Annotated in this window: 16 protein-coding genes, 1 tRNA gene and 2 pseudogenes; 4 read left to right on the top strand and 15 right to left on the bottom strand. The window is 52.6% G+C overall.

The annotated features are described in order from the left end of the window. Window positions 1–117: 117 nt before the first annotated feature. From AC2FJB_RS20855 to AC2FJB_RS20810, 10 genes and pseudogenes are all read right to left on the bottom strand, one after another. Window positions 118–225, bottom strand: a pseudogene (locus tag AC2FJB_RS20855) (integrase core domain-containing protein); the annotation flags it as partial. Window positions 226–658: 433 nt separating this feature from the next. Further along, a complete protein-coding gene (locus AC2FJB_RS20850) occupies window positions 659–2,548 on the bottom strand; it encodes a TniQ family protein (protein ID WP_496720523.1) in 1,890 nt (629 codons plus the stop codon). A 330-nt stretch (window positions 2,549–2,878) separates the two neighbouring features. Then, a complete protein-coding gene (locus AC2FJB_RS20845) occupies window positions 2,879–3,385 on the bottom strand; it encodes a hypothetical protein (RefSeq protein ID WP_496720525.1) in 507 nt (168 codons plus the stop codon). Window positions 3,386–3,404: 19 nt separating this feature from the next. Next, a tRNA-OTHER gene (locus tag AC2FJB_RS20840) sits at window positions 3,405–3,498 on the bottom strand. 485 nt (window positions 3,499–3,983) lie between these two features. Further along, on the bottom strand, window positions 3,984–4,265 hold the full coding sequence (locus tag AC2FJB_RS20835; RefSeq protein ID WP_282154323.1) for a hypothetical protein: 282 nt from the start codon (window positions 4,263–4,265) through the stop codon (window positions 3,984–3,986). Between the two features lie 119 nt (window positions 4,266–4,384). After that, window positions 4,385–4,597: a hypothetical protein gene (locus tag AC2FJB_RS20830; RefSeq protein WP_496720527.1), complete on the bottom strand. Its 213-nt coding sequence runs from the start codon at window positions 4,595–4,597 to the stop codon at window positions 4,385–4,387. Between the two features lie 49 nt (window positions 4,598–4,646). Further along, window positions 4,647–5,768 carry an alanine/ornithine racemase family PLP-dependent enzyme gene (locus AC2FJB_RS20825; RefSeq protein WP_496720529.1) on the bottom strand — a complete coding sequence of 374 codons (1,122 nt, stop codon included), beginning with the start codon at window positions 5,766–5,768 and terminating at the stop codon, window positions 4,647–4,649. Next, window positions 5,765–6,964, bottom strand: a complete 1,200-nt coding sequence (locus AC2FJB_RS20820) for an N-acetyltransferase DgcN family protein (RefSeq protein ID WP_496720531.1) — start codon at window positions 6,962–6,964, stop codon at window positions 5,765–5,767. Before AC2FJB_RS20820 ends, AC2FJB_RS20825 begins: the two co-directional genes overlap by 4 nt. Before the next feature lie 83 nt (window positions 6,965–7,047). Next, window positions 7,048–7,812: a hypothetical protein gene (locus tag AC2FJB_RS20815; RefSeq protein ID WP_496819007.1), complete on the bottom strand. Its 765-nt coding sequence runs from the start codon at window positions 7,810–7,812 to the stop codon at window positions 7,048–7,050. A gap of 64 nt (window positions 7,813–7,876) precedes the next feature. Beyond that, window positions 7,877–8,230 carry a hypothetical protein gene (locus AC2FJB_RS20810; protein ID WP_299669742.1) on the bottom strand — a complete coding sequence of 118 codons (354 nt, stop codon included), beginning with the start codon at window positions 8,228–8,230 and terminating at the stop codon, window positions 7,877–7,879. A 666-nt stretch (window positions 8,231–8,896) separates the two neighbouring features. Here AC2FJB_RS20810 and AC2FJB_RS20805 point away from each other — a divergent pair. Next, window positions 8,897–9,727, top strand: coding sequence for a class I SAM-dependent methyltransferase (locus AC2FJB_RS20805; RefSeq protein WP_496720533.1), 831 nt, complete (start codon window positions 8,897–8,899; stop codon window positions 9,725–9,727). 186 nt (window positions 9,728–9,913) lie between these two features. Continuing rightward, the gene (locus tag AC2FJB_RS20800) at window positions 9,914–11,629 is read left to right on the top strand and encodes an adenylate/guanylate cyclase domain-containing protein (protein WP_496720535.1); all 1,716 of its coding nucleotides are present in this window, start codon (window positions 9,914–9,916) and stop codon (window positions 11,627–11,629) included. Between the two features lie 244 nt (window positions 11,630–11,873). Here AC2FJB_RS20800 and AC2FJB_RS20795 read toward each other — a convergent pair whose 3' ends face one another. Together AC2FJB_RS20795 and AC2FJB_RS20790 are read right to left on the bottom strand one after the other, a co-directional pair. After that, window positions 11,874–12,068, bottom strand: a complete 195-nt coding sequence (locus AC2FJB_RS20795) for a DUF1059 domain-containing protein (RefSeq protein ID WP_282170805.1) — start codon at window positions 12,066–12,068, stop codon at window positions 11,874–11,876. Window positions 12,069–12,099: 31 nt separating this feature from the next. After that, the gene (locus AC2FJB_RS20790) at window positions 12,100–12,510 is read right to left on the bottom strand and encodes a GFA family protein (RefSeq protein WP_496720537.1); all 411 of its coding nucleotides are present in this window, start codon (window positions 12,508–12,510) and stop codon (window positions 12,100–12,102) included. 159 nt (window positions 12,511–12,669) lie between these two features. Between AC2FJB_RS20790 and AC2FJB_RS20785 the strand changes: the two genes are divergently transcribed. Further along, window positions 12,670–13,566: a LysR family transcriptional regulator gene (locus AC2FJB_RS20785; protein ID WP_496819004.1), complete on the top strand. Its 897-nt coding sequence runs from the start codon at window positions 12,670–12,672 to the stop codon at window positions 13,564–13,566. Window positions 13,567–13,621: 55 nt separating this feature from the next. Here the strand turns inward: AC2FJB_RS20785 and AC2FJB_RS20780 are convergent, their stop codons facing one another. The 3 genes from AC2FJB_RS20780 to AC2FJB_RS20770 all read right to left on the bottom strand — a co-directional run bounded on the left by AC2FJB_RS20780 (window position 13,622) and on the right by AC2FJB_RS20770 (window position 17,516). After that, on the bottom strand, window positions 13,622–14,017 hold the full coding sequence (locus tag AC2FJB_RS20780; RefSeq protein ID WP_496720541.1) for a rhodanese-like domain-containing protein: 396 nt from the start codon (window positions 14,015–14,017) through the stop codon (window positions 13,622–13,624). 186 nt (window positions 14,018–14,203) lie between these two features. After that, the gene (locus AC2FJB_RS20775; protein WP_496720543.1) at window positions 14,204–15,850 is read right to left on the bottom strand and encodes a hypothetical protein; all 1,647 of its coding nucleotides are present in this window, start codon (window positions 15,848–15,850) and stop codon (window positions 14,204–14,206) included. A 385-nt stretch (window positions 15,851–16,235) separates the two neighbouring features. Continuing rightward, window positions 16,236–17,516, bottom strand: coding sequence for a tetratricopeptide repeat protein (locus tag AC2FJB_RS20770; protein WP_496727531.1), 1,281 nt, complete (start codon window positions 17,514–17,516; stop codon window positions 16,236–16,238). A 266-nt stretch (window positions 17,517–17,782) separates the two neighbouring features. Between AC2FJB_RS20770 and AC2FJB_RS20765 the strand changes: the two are divergent. Beyond that, window positions 17,783–17,992 (top strand): annotated as a pseudogene (locus AC2FJB_RS20765) (hypothetical protein); the annotation flags it as partial.

The raw sequence follows: 17,992 nt of genomic DNA, 5'->3' as shown, positions 1-17,992 counted from the left end.
ACTGGTCCGAACTGAGTGCAATATTTTGGGTGCAATTTTGGCAGCAGCGGCCCTGTGCGGCCTCATCTGACTGATCCAGTTTGATTGTAAGTGCATCATCGGCCTGTAATCCACCGGGATGATGGATTCGGGCGCTGGCGGGCGATAGCCCAGAACACTAAGGGGGCGTTTTGTTTTGCAGTGTTTCCTCCGTTGTTCGATCAGGATTTTTGCTTCGCGTAACGCAGCTGCGGCGGATATAGCGATGCGTTTTTATACCAAAGACAAACATCATTTTTCTCGGTAGCTTCAAGTGGAGGCCGGGAATTGTATGACCCCCAACGAATGCGCCGACCCTCGCAGATCGGCGCATTTCACTTTGAATGATTTCAATGACTTAAGTCGCAGTGGAAGAAACGGACCTGAAAAGTGGCAGACAATTCAGCCAAAGCGGCTCTGAATTGCCCGTCCTTTCTTAACTGGTGTTCCGTTGGGCATATATAGCCCATAATCGGCAGCCATCAAAAACTAAAACATTGATTTTTATATATATTTAATATCACCCTTGGTCATACCGCGGCCACTTCGCCCTTCTTGACAACTCATTGTCGCCCACAAAAATTTTTGGCAACAAAAAAGCCGCCCCGAAGGGCGGCTGCTACTTCAGCTTTTTGTTCTTCTAGAATTCTGAGGTTCTGTAGAGCTCCACTCCTGCCGCCTTGGGTTCCCAAACTGGCAAGATCCCTTGAGATTTTAATTTCCTTCGAGCTTCCGGAACTGGTGTTTCCATTCTCGTCGCAACGTCGGTAATCTTTTGATAGTCCACCTTGAAACGGTCCACGCTAGCAGGGCTAACAAGATCGCGCATCTGCCCCATGTGTCTAGTTTGTCCGCAAATTTTCAGGACCGGTTCCATTCCGTCTGGTGGAGTTCGAAGAAGGAAGTCGACTGAGGTGGCAGAAAGGCCAAGCTTTCGCGCGACATCCGAAATCGATTTCCCGGGAGAACCAGTTCGGCAACCGAGTTTTTCACCCACTTCTGCCAAGTCAACAAGTACAGATTGGTAACGGAGTTCTTCGTCGAGAAGCTGAACTCCAGTTAGTTGCCTTTGGAGCAACAGTTCGACAATCTTGACAGCAGGCACTTTCAAGGCTTCAGCCGCATTGGCAATTCCCAACACACCCCCTGAGGATTCTGAAACGGGCTGCCCAATACTGCGCAAACGGCTCACAAATTTGTCCAGGTCATTTGCATCAACTCCCTGAGCAATGCTCCTTCGACCATCTCTAAGGCCCGCGATTGGTTTAAGCATGCGGGCTTCGATCAGCTGAGCCACTTGGGGCCGTTTGCAGCCTAGGTATTTTGGAACCTCTGAAATCGGAACCGAACGCCGCATCCTGCTGAGAAGGTCTTCAGAACGAGCAACGTCAATGGCTCCGAAATCCCGTTTCGCGTCATAGTCCGCAGGCAGCAGATCGGCGACCATCAGCGCATTTCGAACTGTTCTGGGGTGCACACCAAACTTCTGGCTCAGTGACACTACAGAATGACGCCGCCGCTGCAAAACGGGTTCTCCAAACAGAATCGTCCCCGCACCAATTGGCATGGTTTCCAGAATATGTTCACGGAAAACCTCCCGAAATGGCCCAATCGGTTTTCGGTTTTTTTTGAACTGAATCCACTTATAAAGAACACCGAACACACCTTGCGGCCCGGCTTGGACCTTGGAGCATGGCGTCTTCTTCTGCACCGCTTCGAGCCCTTCTCGAACGCCTTCAGGGCCACATCGAGTAAACTCGTACCCAACCGCCCCGGCCAAGTCCCAATCCGCTTGCGATAGATTTGGAAGATTTGCATTTGGACCAAATGCGATACACGCACCGAGCATTTCAGATGTACGTGAGGCTAGATCAATCAGCTGCCCATCTAGCCACTCTGGCCCAGGGCGTCCTTCAAGTCTGGCTTCAAGGTAAGATTGCAATTCAGAGACGCGCCTCTGTTTCCCAATTTCGGCCAGCTTCGCCAACCGCACTTCGTCTGGCATATGGGCAGCCAAGTCCAGAAAGAGATTACCTCGGCCTCTCCCAGGCTCTCGGACCAAAGAAACGGAATGAACGGGACAAGTTCTCACAGGTGAAAAAGCCCAATTGATCTTCCCAACCGGCATTCTCAACGACTGATGGCAGTCCGAGATGTCGTTCAAGATGCATTGCGGGCAATAACTTACCCGATTGCCCGCAACGAATTCTGAATGAAACTCTTCATCTCGATGTTTGTAGTAGCGAAAGGCAAGCTGTGTGTATCCGCCCTGAGTAAGTCGCTCCGCAGGAATGCCGGTCAGCTGGCGCATCTGCTCAACCGCGTTGTCTCGGGTCCTTGCGAGGTCCTGAAGCGGAATACGTACAAAAGAATAAAACTCTTTCGCAGACATATCACATTGAACACGGGCGAACCGGCTGACCCATGAAACAAAGCTCTCACCTGGCAAAATGGGCATCATTGGCAAAATTGTACTCAATGAATCAACCCCGTCCAACTTGCTGATGTTGCCGCCGGGTTCGTTCTGCATCAAACTCTTCGGCGTCGCTATCGATCTCCAGCGCTGCCCAATCATTGATCTCGAACACGTTTTGATCCCAAGAACAGCCTTCTTGGATGCTCCAAGCTTCAGCAAAGTGAGATCGCTTCAAACAGCAGCTCTCTTCGTAGAGGGCTTGTTCGATGGCCGCGAGGATAGTCTCGATTGCTCTTCCGAACAGACCTCGGCTGCCATGGATAAGTCGCGTCAGTGTACGCGCACTTCGTAGTCGCAGAGCCCACTAATATCATCGCTGACGTTCCCGGCATGGGCCCGGGCAATCTCTCTTTCGTTTGCGAAGACGACGATTTTGAGCATCACTCACCACCCTTTCTTCACACATGCAGGGCAGCGCCCCCGATCATCAGTCCGGTCGATCTGGCCGATGTAGCCGCAAACAGAACAGGTCATTCGATCCCGAACAGGCTTTTTCCGAACACCAAAAAACCTCTTCCTTTCAGGGTGGCGCTTGCTCGCGACATCATGCGCGCACCAACAGCACAGGGTCGTGTACCACCCATCCAAAATGTGGGTCTCGGCAGCGTTTGAGCATCGTTCACAGGTACGATTTTCTCGTGCAATCGTGACGGTGATGATCGACTGGATGTGTCGATCATCACACCGGTGGTAGATGCGGAGCTCTCCCAGTTTCTCTTTGATCTGGAGGATGAAGGGGTAGGTGGCATCCTTCAGATCGCAGTATTCTTTGATCTCTGTGAAGAGCGTCGTCGCCAACCCAGACCAACCTTCGGGTGTACGACCGAGGCTCTCCTCGACCGATTGCTTGATATCGTTGAAGTCAATTGTGTTCGTGACGTCGTCCGCCATGTCGGACTCCTCCTGAGGATGGTAGGAGGCGTCGGAATCGAACCGACTCGTGCACTCTAATCTGGAGCAATTACAAGGATATAAGCCTCGCCCGCATACCAATGCTGCCTCCCACGGATTTCGCGTGGGTTATCGACCTCAGGTCGATATTCGTTGGCAGTGGATGCGTGTGTACGTCATGAGCCGAAGCTGAACCAGATCGTGTCGCCATGTCAAGACGGAGTGTGCTGCACTTCGAAATTCACCGCGTAGTTCCGGGAACCTTCTCGCTAAACGAGTGCCAAATAGGCTGTCCGCATCGCAGAATTGTAAGCACAGTAGGCATGTGAGGTCTAAGGCTTTCTCTAGCCACTTATACGAAAGTCAGCGACGGTCGATACCGAGGCCACTTTAATAGACGCTACGCGGTGCCCAAATTGCAGCAAAGCGCAGATAGCGACCTTTGCAAAGTTTCGCGGACGGCCCAAACCGAACCTTCTAAAATAGGCTTTGCAGCTCCGGGTTGCGGACAAAAGTAGCTTTCGCTGCGCTTGCACCAATGACCGTTTTTTCTGGTATTCATGGCCCAGTTTCTTTGCAAAATCCACGTCCAAAATATCTAAAACTCATCAAATTCCGGGACGTTGCCAAGCCTAATGAGGAAACTTGGCGACCCGACTTCGCCACTGTTCGGATCTTCACTGACCATGTAGGCATCGGCGCCAGCGCAATCGTCGGATTGCGCTTCTCTTTCTGCTCTGTTTTGTGCTTCCGCTGCCGTGGAGTATTCAAATTGCTTGCCAATTTTCAAGCTTCCTTGCCCTCCGCGTCCTGGCTTCCGTTCCACATATGTTTGGCAGATGTAGTGAACTTTTTCTGAGCTCTCATCTGAGAGTGTCATGGCAATATCCTTGAAACGAGTACGGGCGCTACTGATGCATGAGATAAACAGTGCTCGCTAGCCACTTTGTTTGTGTTTCGCTCAATCAAGTCGCGCGGAGAGGAGGGCCAACGATCCTGTCACCGCTTTTTGGCGGGCTTCGGCGGACAGGCTTCAGATGGAGTCGTCGCATCCCTTTCGAGCCGAGTTTTGCGAAGCCGGGCGTTCTTGATCTGTCTTTGCTCAGCTTCTTCGTTGACCATTTCCCTAACGACCCGCGTTGTTTTGTCCATCGGCGTTTCCGCCTTGGGAACGTGTGCATTGAAGACAGTTGTTTTTTTCAGCTTTGCCAATGGTTATTCTCCTATCCGTTTTCAACGGCGCATTTGTCAGTTGAGTATTTCAAATTGATGCCAGGTGATTGCCTGGTCCTTGAGAGACACGCGCGTGTCGTAAAGGACTGCGATGGAGCAGCTTTGTTTTAACGTCAGGAGCGGACATAGCTTTCATCAACGCACTATAGTTCATTTGGAATCTCATTTCCGATCCTACGTTTGTTGTCGAATGGGGTGTGCCGATGACAAGATGGTCGCTTGTTGCACCGATGAGTCTGTTTCTGGGAGGCATAGAAAGCCCCAAAACGTCCGTATCTTGCTGACCAATGGCGAGAACTAATTGTGTGCTCTGTCCACTTTTTGGAACAAGGTGAAGTCTTTTGAATACCGGGTCGCAGATGCTCTGAGGGTAAGATGAAGGTTTGGACCCTGTTTCAATGACCTCGGCGACAAGCGTAAAGGCATCCGTATACATCCCGCCTATCTGATCTCCGGAAACCGGATCAACGCCCAGAAGTATTGCTTCCCCCAGCCTTAAATCGTTGATGCGACCAGCTGGGTGCCCACTGAAGGCCCAAGGAAGGTTGGCCGAGTTACCGCCAGATACCGTCTGAAGGAAGGGGCCACACTGCCCCTCTGTGTCATTCGCCAAGACAGACAAGGCGTCCATGTCTGCTGCATTCGGGGCAATTCCACTCAGGCATGCGAAGTTCGCTCCGATGCCTTTTAGCGCGACACCTGGCATATCCACCACTTGCCGTGCAATTGAACCGAGGTATTTGGGCATGACCCCTTCGCGCAGATCGCCCATCTCAACCATCAAGATAATGCCGTGAATGCAGTCCTTCCGGATTGCGGCGGCGGCTAGAGCAGTAATCACGAGGATTTCTGTGTTGTAGCTTGCCTCACAGTACTGGACGACCTGATCGACCTGGCTCAGCATTGGTGTACGGATCAAGGTGATCGGGCATGTCATGCCCGCATTGCGTAACTTCCGAACGTTGCTAAGACGCGCTTCTGCAAGTCCCACAGCGCCACCGTCCAGCATGGCCCGAGCGATGGTTGGATGCCCGCACACCGCTTTGGTCACACCGGTGACGCTGATGCCGCGTGTCTTGAGGCGCCCGATCACAGTCTTTGCATTGTGGCGTATCTTGCTCAGATGCACCTCAATGCGGGGTGTACTCATATCGCAGCCACAGGCGTGGGTTGATGCAACCCAGGATAGGCGGCGACAACCATTGCAAGCAAATGCGATGCCGGCCGGCTGAGCACATCCGTTACGGGTAACCCGAGCATTTGTGACTGTGCGGCGATAGTGTCGGTAATCTCGGCCTCAGACATCCCCTCGTGATTGAGCGTGACGCCGATGACTTTTGTGTCAGCAAACGCTTCGATGAGGGCAATCTCACTTGCAGGCTTGGGCATTGACATATTGGGAAAATCACAGCGATGCGCGCGCTTTGGAGCGTGTTGAAGGATCACGGCGTCCGGCTGGCTGCCCCGCAGGATAAAGGCGGATGTGCAGAACGCCGGATGGCTCAACGCTCCTTGACCTTCAATCAAAATGACATCGGGTTGTTCAGCCTCGGAAGCGTCAACAATCGCACCTTCAAGCTCGCCGCAACAGAACTGCGGCGGCACGGCATCCATTGCCACTCCAAATTTTGCGCCCTGCATCAAACCCGTTTGGCCCGTACCAACAAGAACAGTCTTGATGCCCCTTGCATTCAAGGCGCGGGCCAATACGGTCGCTGTTGTCCGTTTTCCAATGGCGCAATCGGTTCCAAGAACCGCTATGCGCAGTGCCTTCACACCTGCAATACTTCCGTCGAACAGACGCATATCCTTGCTGGGTTTAGGTTTTCGAATATCTCGAATGGTGACTTTGCGTTCGACTGCAAAAGACGCGATTTCGAGATCATCGCTCAAATACTCATGCAATCCACTGACGATGTTCATACCAAGTGAAATCGCATCGAGAACAACGTCGCGATCTGTCGATGAGAGTCTCCCCGTAGATGGTGCCATTCCGTAAATGAGGGTATCTGGGATGACGGTTTCATGGGCGATAGCAGCGTCCAAACTTCTAAAGACCGGAATGTGGTTTACTGCATCGTCAAGAATCTGCCCGCTGTCTTCGCCGTCGTGGTTGCTATCAATGACAGACAGGATCCTGTAGGCCTCTGAATGACGAACAAGGCCATTAGCAGTTTTGCCATCAATGTTGGCGAAGTTACCTTGGCAATAGACAATCGCAGTTGGTGGCGAGACGATCTTAGTGGTAGAGATTGATCTTATGGGTTCATCGCTGGTCAATGGCGGCGCTTGTGCACCGCTGACGGGACGACGGATAGTGTTAGCCGCGCTAAAGTCGGTTTTCATGATGTTTCCTTTTTGTGGTCGACACCGAAGGCAACGTTGTCGTCACCATCGGGTAATGAGGTCGAAATAATCGTGCCGCGCGGTCAGTTATCGAGAACGCACTGACCTTTAGATAACTTGAAATTCTTGTTGCAGTCCCAACGGTTTCCGGACCTGTCGAGATGGGCATTCGCAGGAAGGTCTATTACGTCACAGCTCACACCTGAGGCTGCGTATCCCCGCTCGCACTTCCATCCCGTGCCGTAACTTGCATCGTCAAAGAAGGCATGTTCAGGGATTACAACGGGCGCGCATAATCCATCCTGTACAAAGTATCCACGTTCGCATGTCCAGGGTCGGCCGTATCCTGATGAATTCAGATAAGCGTTGGTCGGGACTACAATGGCAACACAAAGGTCGTCCAATGCTTCAAACCCACGTTTGCATTCCCACGCGGGCCCATAGGTCGTAGCTGCCAGGTAGGCGTTTGCAGGCACGACAATTTCTTGGCACGTGTCGTCGATTTTTTGAAAACCGCGAGAGCAATGCCAGCGCTCACCTGATGGATCAAGAAACCCGCCATCGGGTACAGTTACCGCAACACAGGCGGTATCATCCTTCTTGCGAAAACCATGAAGACATTCCCAACCAGAGCCATAGGTGCGGTTGGTCGGATACGCATTTGCTGGCACTATGACAACGGCGCAGACATCGCCACTCAGCCTATACCCGGCGTTACATTTCCAGCCGTCACCGTAGCTCTTTGCAGTGGCATTTTCAGGCATAGATTGCGATGTGGATTGAGCATGTGCAGGCGTTGAAAACAGAAGCAGAGCACAGATTGCGAGCACAATCAGCGCTGCAATCATCTGAATGCCTGGTAACAGATGTACTCCCCAGATCGTCCGGCAGAATTGCGGCATTGCCTTTGAGTTATGATCCATCCAGCTCAAGCCCCGCGATGCAGGCATCTGCAAGGTCGCGGCTTGGCGTTTCCGATCCCGGCAGAGTAGCCCAACCCGTATCCATCATAGCCTTGCGGCGACTGAAGCCAGAGGCCTCTTGGAGGGTTACGATTATTTCTTCGCGCCTAGGGTCAGCGGCCGACCTGTTCAGGCAAACCGGCACCATCGCGAGCGTCACTTCCTCGCTTGCATGGTCCTTCGCCAATTCTTGAGCGCCACCGCTGGTTGTCCACCCGCCCCAGGTAAAGCCAAGGATTGAGACCGCAATCGCACCACACAAAGCACCGTAGATGCCTGGTTTCGTCCATTCTGGAAATGTCATTTTAGATCCTCTGGCGGAGAAAGCGCCGCCGCGCTGTTTTGTGTCTTTTTGCGCAACATTGATCTCGTGCCCGCGCCATACCCAGGGCGTGATGACCGATAGGCGCAGTTCGGGCTACTGGAATTTCAATTGATCAACAGTTGCGTTGTGGTTCTTTGGCAAACCGACGGTGCGTCTGATCACCAAAACGGATCAACAAACGTCACAAGCGATGTGGTTGTGCGCGAAAACATCGGCAACCTTCCCAAACATCAGATCCAAGTAGAGGACGTGACAGCTGAATTTTCATGATGGAAGAACTTAGTTTACTCTGGCAGGCGATACGCCTAGGCCGCAGAAAACCAGAACCTTAGTGGGGTGTATATAACCACTTGGCGACGGTATTACAACGTTCATGGGCTTAACGCTTTTTTCACGGCCCCGATACAGATGAAAGAATTGGTTACAACCCAGCCTTCGCCTCGTGTATCGGCAAATTCGTGACCACTTGTGTAGCCTCTATAGCATGCCACTCTGAAGCCGACATTCGCTGCATCACAGAAAACATGTAGTTTGGGCTCGAAGCGGTCATTCGCGGCAGTTGGTACGAACGACCACTCTGCGGACAAAGCTGACATTCAAGATCACCGAGTCTACCATAGCGGCATAAGTTAGGGAGGCTTCAACATGACTGATCCCAATGAAGTCGCGCACCACTACCACACCGGTCACTTGCTAAAGCGAATTTCTGATGGTTGCGCAGCACTGGACTTGACCCCACCGATTTCTCGCGACGCTTTGGCGCCGGTTGACGAGTTTCACATTGGCGGACGCCTTGCGACCGAACCTTTTGTGAAGGCTTTGGACCTTTCGCCCCAAAGTCGGGTTGTCGATTTTGGATGTGGCCTCGGTGGTCCTGCCCGCTATGTCGCAGCGGCCACTGGGGCTCATGTGACCGGCATCGATTTAACCGCCGAGTTTGTTGAAACAGGACGCGCCCTTACAGAATGGACGGGCATGTCGGATCGGGTTCAACTCATCGAAGGCAGCGTACTTGATCTGCCGTTAGAATCTGACTCGATGGACGCTGCTTACATGATCCACGTCGGCATGAATATTGTGGACAAAGTTGGCATCGCGCGGGAGGCAATGCGTTTGCTTAAACCAGGGGGTATTTTTGCGATTTACGATGTGATGCAAGTCGGCGAGGGCAATATGGATTATCCAGCGCCTTGGGCTTCGACTTCGGATCAGAGTGCGCTTGCACCACCAGAGACATATGAGGCGGCTTTGAAGTCCGTTGGTTTCGAATTGACCGATAGGATCGACCGCACCGTGTTTGCCAAACAATTCTTTGAAGATTTGGCGGCTGCGCAAAGCCGTGCGGATGGTCCTCCACATCTTGGCCTGCATCTGATCATGGGCGACGACACAGCGATAAAGGTCCAAAACATGGTGCGAAACATAGAAGGCGGATTGATAGCCCCGATTGAGATCCACGCCCGTCTGCCCATCTAACTTTGCGTCCGCACTGGGCTCGAATTAATCATTCTCTGCGGTGTGCGGATGGGCCGATGGCAGCCCGAAGCAGACAATCACAGTCACGCTTTTCAGTTTTGCACCAAGCCATTCACTAGGACATGCGCGACGTTCAGGAAATCATGTTGTCTTTTCCAAGCAGCGTAATTTGCGCTACCATTAGACATGAATGGAGACCGCAGACTTTCCGCAGTACTCTCGGCCGATGTAGTAAACTACTCAGGCCAGATTAAGGCAGATGAAAATAGGACTCTCGGCGAACTTCGCGTTCTACGTCGAGAGTTATTTGATCCTTTAGTTAGCGATCATCGCGGTAATGTCGTTAAGAGGATGGGTGATGGATGGATAGTCGAGTTTAACTCGGTATCTGATGCAGTACGATGCGCCCTTGATCTTCAAAGCCAGGTGTTAACTCAGTCCTCATTGAAACTACGAGTGGGTGTGCATCTTGGAGATGTCGTATTCGACGAAGATGACATTTTCGGCGATGGCATCAATCTATCCGCACGTCTACAAGAGGCTTCCAACGAAGGGGCTGTGTTAATTTCAGATGTCGTCCATCGCAGCCTTGACGAGCGCCTCGCTGAGCAATTTTATCGCGCTGGAGAGCGACAGTTTAAGAACGCGCCGTCACCAATAGAAGTTTTCCAATGGTCGCCGCCAGGTTCTGCCCCACCGCGAGTAACTCCGGCTAGCCATACAAAGTCTCTGCTAATCGGCGTCTTACCTTTCGATAATCTTTCTTCTGACCCCGATCAGGAGTTTTTTGCAGATGGAATTACCGAAGAGATCATCACCACTTTATCAAAACTCCCGAATTTACTGGTCGTCGCGCGTAACTCTACATTCGTTTACAAAGGTCGCTCCGTTGACGTGAAACAGGTCGGTCTGGAGCAGGGTGTCGATCTTGTTCTTGAGGGAAGTGTCCGTCAAAGCAGGAACCGGGTGAGGATCACAGCACAGCTAATCGATGCAAAGTCCGGTATGCACATTTGGGCAGACCGCTATGATCGCCTCATTGAAGATGTATTCGAAGTTCAGGATGAACTCGCACTTAGGATTGCAACCGAGTTACAAGTCGAACTTTTGGCGGGAGAAATGGCTCGTTTCAGAGGATCCGGCACGAAAAACCTAGGCGCGTGGACCGCTCAACTAAAGGCCGTGGAGGCTTCGCGCAGAATTACTAGGGAAGCTCACGCCGACGCTCGCCGATTTGCACAACAGGCAATTGCACTCGACCCGGGTTACTCGGCTCCGTACTGTACTTTGGGATTCATTTGCACTGTCGAAGCACGACATGGATTTGTTGCTGACCGGCGTGCCGCGCTAGCGGAGGCTCGTGACTGCGCTCAGCGGGCTCTGGAAATAGACAGCTACAACCCAGAGGCTCACGCTATTGCGGGTTTTGCAGATGCAATCGATGGCAAGCTGGTTTCGGCTATCGATAAGTTCAACGAGGCACTAGCGCTAAATCCAAACCACGCTGACGTGGCTGCCAGACTGTCAATCACCCTAGCTTTCAATGGCCAGGCAAATGAAGCGATCCAAGTCGCACAACAAGCCATTACCCTGAACCCTCACTATCCAGGTTGGTATGCAGGCGTTCTGGGTTTAGCCCTTCGACTTGACGGTCAATACGAGGAAGCCAAGAAAGCATTCACCGAATATGGTCAAAGGGTTGAAGGCTTTGGTCACCTCGACCTCGTAATCGTCCATGTAGAGACAGAGAACTTTGAGGCCGCTCGCGATGAAGCACGGAATGTGATGAAATACCGCCCTCAGTTTTCCATATCGGACTGGGCGAAAACTCAACTTTTCTCTAACAGAAAAAGGCTGGAGAAAGACTGTGCGTCTTTGCGACTAGCCGGTTTGCCTGAATAAGAGCAGGGTTTCGCTGTAGCAGGTTGGTTTGTGATGGAAACCGATCTCACACATTTCCGATTTGGGTTCGTGATGGCCTTGCGCTTCTAGGTGCCTTGGCGGTGGGCCGCAGCCCAAACCGGATACTCACAAATGGGCCCAGCAATTTCCCAGTTGCAGAGGAAAGTTGCCCTTCGCGGTTAAACAAACCAAGCCGAAAATTTTGGCCGATTATCCCTAGGAATTTGAGGCCTAATTTATTTGATCACGCGGGCTTTATCAGTGTTTCCAGATATTCTCGAGTGTCGGCGTCCCACGAGCTGGGGTCCTCTCCATGAGCGACCACCGCGTGGAGTTCCATGAGCTTCCAGACTTCGTCCTTGGTCGCAGCAACTACTTTACCTGGGCAGGCCTCCATGCCTTCGCAATCCTTGCAGGCATATGAGTATGCAGTGTTCATCGCTTTCTCCTCCGTGCGCTCGGAAAGTTGGTTAGAACTCAAGAAACGTCGGCAGCCCGTCGTCGAGTTTTATCCATGGCTGCTGATGCGAAACGAAGACATGTGCTTTTGGCTGAGTAATCGATGGGTCGTCCAACGTCACAGCAGAAAACCACGCGTCAGCGCTCCAGTCTTGGCCCTCAACTTCATTTAGGGCGGCATAGGTCAACGTCGTTCCGCAGTCCCGACAAAATCCGCGGCGAATACCCGGAGTTTTCTCAATGTGTTGGATTTCGCCTTTGATAACGGCGAAGTCTTCGGCGGCTACCTTAGCCCAAGTTACAAAGGCACCGCCAAGGGCCATTTGGCATGAACGGCAATGGCAATGACCCGACCACGCTGGCAGGGTCGCTAACTGGTATCTAACAGCACCACAGTAACATCCACCTTGGAGTTTTTCCATCGTATCAAGATCTCCTGGCATGCGGCTAGGTTGACATCGGCACTAAAGCATCCGCTCCAATATTTTATAATAGCCGCTCAGATTTCACTGTGAATAATGTCAAGAATGCCGATATCATGCGACTCAAATAGTTTAACCAAGCATTAGAAAATCTACAGTATGGATTGGTTGCACCTTCCCCCGATGAACGCTTTGCGCGCTTTCTCAGCAGTTGCGGAAGCAGGGAGTTACACCGTGGCGGCTGAACGCTTGAACGTGACCCAAGCGGCTGTCAGCCAGCAGGTGAAATCGTTGGAAAGACATTTGGGTGTAGCTCTCGTTGCCAGACGTGGGCGCAGCATTGAACTGACTGAGCCAGGCATCATTCTTTCACGTGAACTGGGTATCGGCTTTGAAATTATCGGAAGGGGTGTCCAACGACTGGCGGAACATGCAGCGCACCGTCCCGTTCAAGTGACAATGTCACCAGCATTCGCGGTGGAGTGGCTATTGCCGAGAATGGCAGAGTTTCAACAACAACACCCAGAGATCACTTTGATGCTGAACCCAACTTCTGAACTGGTTCAGATAAAGCCAGGTGGCATCGATGTCGCCATTCGGTATCACGACAGACGCATGCCGAGAAAAGAAGAGGATACTGTTCTTGTCTCCGACATGGTCGTGATCGGGGCACCTTCACTGTTGGGAGGCCAAGATTTGCCTGACCCGGCCTCTTTAACGAAGCTGCCCTGGTTGCAGGAACTGGGCACAAATGAGGCGGCCGACTGGTTCACCTATCATGGGGTCGTACCTCCCGAGCCATTGACCATAAATCACATGCCGGGGAACCTGATCATGACAGCGGTTCGCCGGGGCGACGGTATCACGTATTCCGCCAGAGCTTTTTTCGAGGACGATCTGTCATCTGGTCGGATGATTGAGTTGTTCTCTGAGCCACTCTTCGGCGTCTACTACATCCAGACGCAGGTAGAATTTCAGCGTCCCGAGGCTAAGGTGTTCGTCAACTGGCTAAAATCTCAGTCGCAAGTCGTATCGAGACACAACTCTGGAAGCTGAGACGTATCTATTTCCACCTGCTCTGTTTGCTCAAGACCGTTGGTTTCGCCGTTTCTTAAGGCTGCTCTGTGGAGGAGCCAGCTGCGATCAGAGCCGCCATCCCTCCATCGATAAACTGCACGTTTTGAAAACCCATCGCAGTCAATACGTTTGCCGCTGCCGCGCCTCGGTAGCTAGGAGCGCCGCCACAGGTGGTGAAAATTCGCCTTCCACGATCCTGTAACTCTTGAGATCTGTATTCACTTTCAAGGTCTGCCATCCAAGCGACGGCGCGACCAGGAGCCAGAATTGCTCTAGGGCTGATACCTGTAGCCGCCATTTCAGCGCTATCCCTCACGTCCACTACAAGTACGTTGGGGTCTTCGATCAGTACTGCCAGTGCGTCAGTTGCTGAAATCGGATCTGCTTTGGATATTTCCCGAGCTTCCATTTGTGCGAATGTTAAGACCATATTGCCCCCGGACTGCAAATCCTGCGCTATGCTACCATGCGGCTGGTTTACCGTAAAACGGCATCCAAGCGATGCTTGGCAGTCTTGTGGTCGCCCAGGCGGTTGCCATCAACGAAGTTAAACAAGTCCCGGTCAAAGGCAGAAGCGGGCCTCGCAAATGCCCCAGCCATTGCTGTTGATCAGTGATTACTCGGCGGCCAAAGCCTTCTGCCTGCAATAACACGATGCCTTGATCGGCACCTCGGCGCGGGCAGTGGCCTTGTCCAGTTGTAGCTTAATATGGGCGGCTTCGACCGTTTCACCGCGCCGGGTGAGACATTCGTGCAAGCCATGCAGGCTCCAGACGTTGCCGGGATGCTGACAGGCCCGGCTAAGCGTTGCATCCAGGCCAAGGTCTGCACGGTAAACAGCTTCGGCTTCCTCCATCTGGCCCTGCTCAAGAAGAAGAGCACCCAGCGCATGACGGGTGGGTTGCATCCAGCCCCAGGGCTCGTCGTATGGCAAGTTGTCGTCGATCTCGACTGACTTTCGCAGGTGGTCAAAGGCCGTTTCGTGCTCTCCTGCGTGATAGGCCAACTCACCCAGCATCATTTGCTCAGCGACCTTCAGAATGTCCCGGCATGTGTTGTTGAACAGCATTCGGGTCTTAGGAACTCTGGCCAGAGCATCATAGAACTTGGCTTTTTCACTCTCGGCTTCGGCGACCCTGTGTAGGTTGGCCAAGGCGACCGTCCTTGCGTACCGCATCATGGCAATGGTCACGCTGTAAAGCTCTTCATCCTCTGGCAGATCCTGATCGAGAATATCCTGCCAGCGACCAAACCTGATCAGCACATGTTGCTTCATTGGTATGAAGCCTTCAAACCAGTCCGCCATCGGCCGAAGAGTGTCTGACGGCAAGGTGTCGATCAGCTCATCGGCGGCTTCGATTGCTGCCGATGGTTGCCCCAAGAACATCGCACCGTATATTTTAAAGTGATAGTTGTGGCACCGATAGACGGAATAGAAATTGTCAGGGCCTTCGCGCTTCAGAAACTTGCGATCTGCCAATATGGCTTTGTGATTGCGCAGTACCACGTTCATGTAGTCTCCGCACAACACGTCGATATGGGTCGGCATGTGCAACAAATGCCCGGCCTCGGGCACCAGCGTGCTGAGCACATCGCCGTGACGCAGTGCCCGTTCGGGGTGGGGCGACATTTCCATCAGGTGAATGTACATGTGCAATAGTCCTGCGTGCTCCCATGCTCCGGAAAGTGTATTGAACGCATTTTCGAGCACGGATATTGCCTCGAGCGTATCGGCCCCTTCGGCGGGCTTTCCGGTCGGCAAATCCCAAAGCTGCCAAGGTGTCCGGTTCATGAGCGACTCGGCCAGAATCGCAGACACGTCCAGGTCCTGATCGAATTCGGTGTGAACCTTTCGCATCGCATCAGCGAAGGCATCATTCCACGGGCTGAAATCCTCAATATCCGATGAAGATGGATAACGCGCTGGAATGGCATCGATTAGCGCGCGTTCAACAGGCGTCAGCCGCTCCTTTAACGACGCAGCAGCCTCGATTGACGCTTTCGCCAAGGCGATACAGTCAGGCTTTTCGTCTTCTTCGAATGTTTCCCAGGGCTTGTTGTAGTTCGGCCCAATACAATACGCGATGCCCCAGTGCGCCATTGCGCAATTTGGATCTGCAGCTACAGCATTCTGAAAGCATACAATCGCTTCTTCGTGGTTGTAGGCGTAAGTCCAAGCCAAACCACGATCAAACCAAAGCTGGGCTTCGTCCGACGAGGTTGTGATCTTTCGACTGTAGCTACCGAGATCATAGTATTCCATCACAATAACCCCCTAATTAAAGGTAGGAGGTTACCACAATGGGCTGTTTCTCGATACTGGCGCCATCAAAGCCGACCCAAGGCATAGACCCGTCTTATATGAACTCCATTTGATCGAAGCACTCTTCTTGGCGACTGATCAACTTGTCGGCCGCGTGAGTGACGCGCCGTCCAATCCCTCCACTGTAGCCCACCGACAAGACCACAAACACCGCTCGCACACACCTAAGACGGGCTTTTGAGAAAGCTGATGTCAGCAGTCAGATTGGTCTTTTCCGCCAACTAACACTTTTGGGGCTTGGTAGCGTCGTGCGACAGCTTCCGTTCTAAGTGGTGTTGAAAACGTGTAATTTGGGCTCATTGCGGGCGTCAAAGATTCAGGCACCCTATCCTTCTAGCGTGGCAACTGCATGGTCATGAGAGGTATGGGGTCGATGCATGTTGAGAATGCGTCGAGCTTCATTCGATTGTCCCGAAATTGCCAGCGCATGCGCCAATGAAAACTCAATTAAGTCGCGTTGCGCCCGGCTGCCGCCTAGGCGCTCGTGCTCAGACATGACACCTACAAATTTCTCAATCGCTTCATCCGCATTTCCATCCGCCAACGCACGGAATGCGCCTGCGACCGAAGCAACGGTGGGGCCTGCGGGGCCCTTTGCGCCGTCAATGGTTGTTTCCAGACGCTCTCTGTTTCCAGCCATCGCATGCGCAAGAGCAGCGTGAACATCCGCAAAAGCCAAGCCAGGTGAAGGAAAGAACTGAACAGCATAGTCGCTGAGTTGTTGCCAACGCTCCTGAGGAATTTGCTCACCAGCCAAAAAGGCGCGGTGAACAATTGCCACACTATCAGTCAGAACGTTCAGTGGTGGCGCAGGAGGTCGGTCGGGGGAAACATAATCATCGAACAGCTTCCACATACCCGCCACATCGCCGCTCTCAAGCGCCCACAGAGCAACGTGCCAACTGAGATGGCAGTGCAGATACGCCGTGAAGGGATAGTCTTGCCAGAACTCGCGCAGATAAGCGTAGCCAGCGTCCGTCTCCCCGTTCTCATAGTAGAGATGGGCCTTGACATGTGCACTGTGTGCGCTGTCTGGCTTCAATTCAAGCGCGCGCTCAATGTTTTCAGCGGCCAGGCCAATCTGTCCGGCCTCCATCTGGGCAAATGCATGCTGGCAGAGAAACCACCAGTCGTCGCCATAGTGTGGCTTTAACATGGTTGTGTACGCAAGCTGCTCCGCCTCGCGTCCTGCCTGACCTGAAAACCCAATCAGACCAAATACGCTGGTACATGTCTGAGCCAGCAAAATATCTCGCGGATGGTCTGCGACGTGATCTCGAATGCGCCTGTAGGCCTGCGGTGCACGCCCCTCAATGAGATCGCTGATAATGTCGATCTGGGCGGCTTCGCGCGGGCTGACGCCATGCGAGAGTTCCTTTGCGACGGCTATTTCACGCTTTGCATCTTGTCCACGCCCGACAGTAACAAGGTAGCGTGCAAGCCCAACATGAGGCATAGCAAAACTATCATCTGCCCGCATTGCAGAACGGTAAGCGTCTTCAACATCATCAAAAGCGCCTAGAAAACGGTCGATGCCTTCAACGTAGGCGTCTCGCGCAGCTTGTGATGTGGTCGTTAGCGGGCTTTCGTATCGATCTTCAAGCATCCAAACCTTCCACTATCTGTACCAAACCTGTCCGTCAGCGAGCTATATGAGCATGCCTAGCCATAAACGAGTCAAAGGAAATCGACGTTACGAGGCACCATGATTTCAGCATCAGTTTCTTTCAGAAGCCTCATAAAATCATCGAAATTTCGTTCAAACCATAGTTGCTTCACCAAATCCAGATTTTCCAAAATTGGACTCCGAAAGCAATTTTGAGGATTATTCCATACGGCTCGACCCACGTCCGGTTAGAGGAGAACGTAGGGATGGTAATACACAATCGCCCACTCATTGATACGGCTTGGTTGGCAAATAACCTGACTGACCCGAAACTGCGCATCATTGATGTTCGCTGGAAGTTTAGGGAGGAAAACGGCAAGGGCGTGGCCTATGACGATAGTGTCCGTCGTCAGGGATTTTGGGACAGATGGCGGCGTAATCTAAGAGAGGATCTGGCTCATCTGTCTGGATTGATT

Source organism: Ruegeria sp. CDSC085, assembly GCF_059610465.1.
The sequence above is the reverse complement of the archived record's forward strand: the minus strand, read 5'-3'. Positions and strand labels throughout refer to the sequence as shown.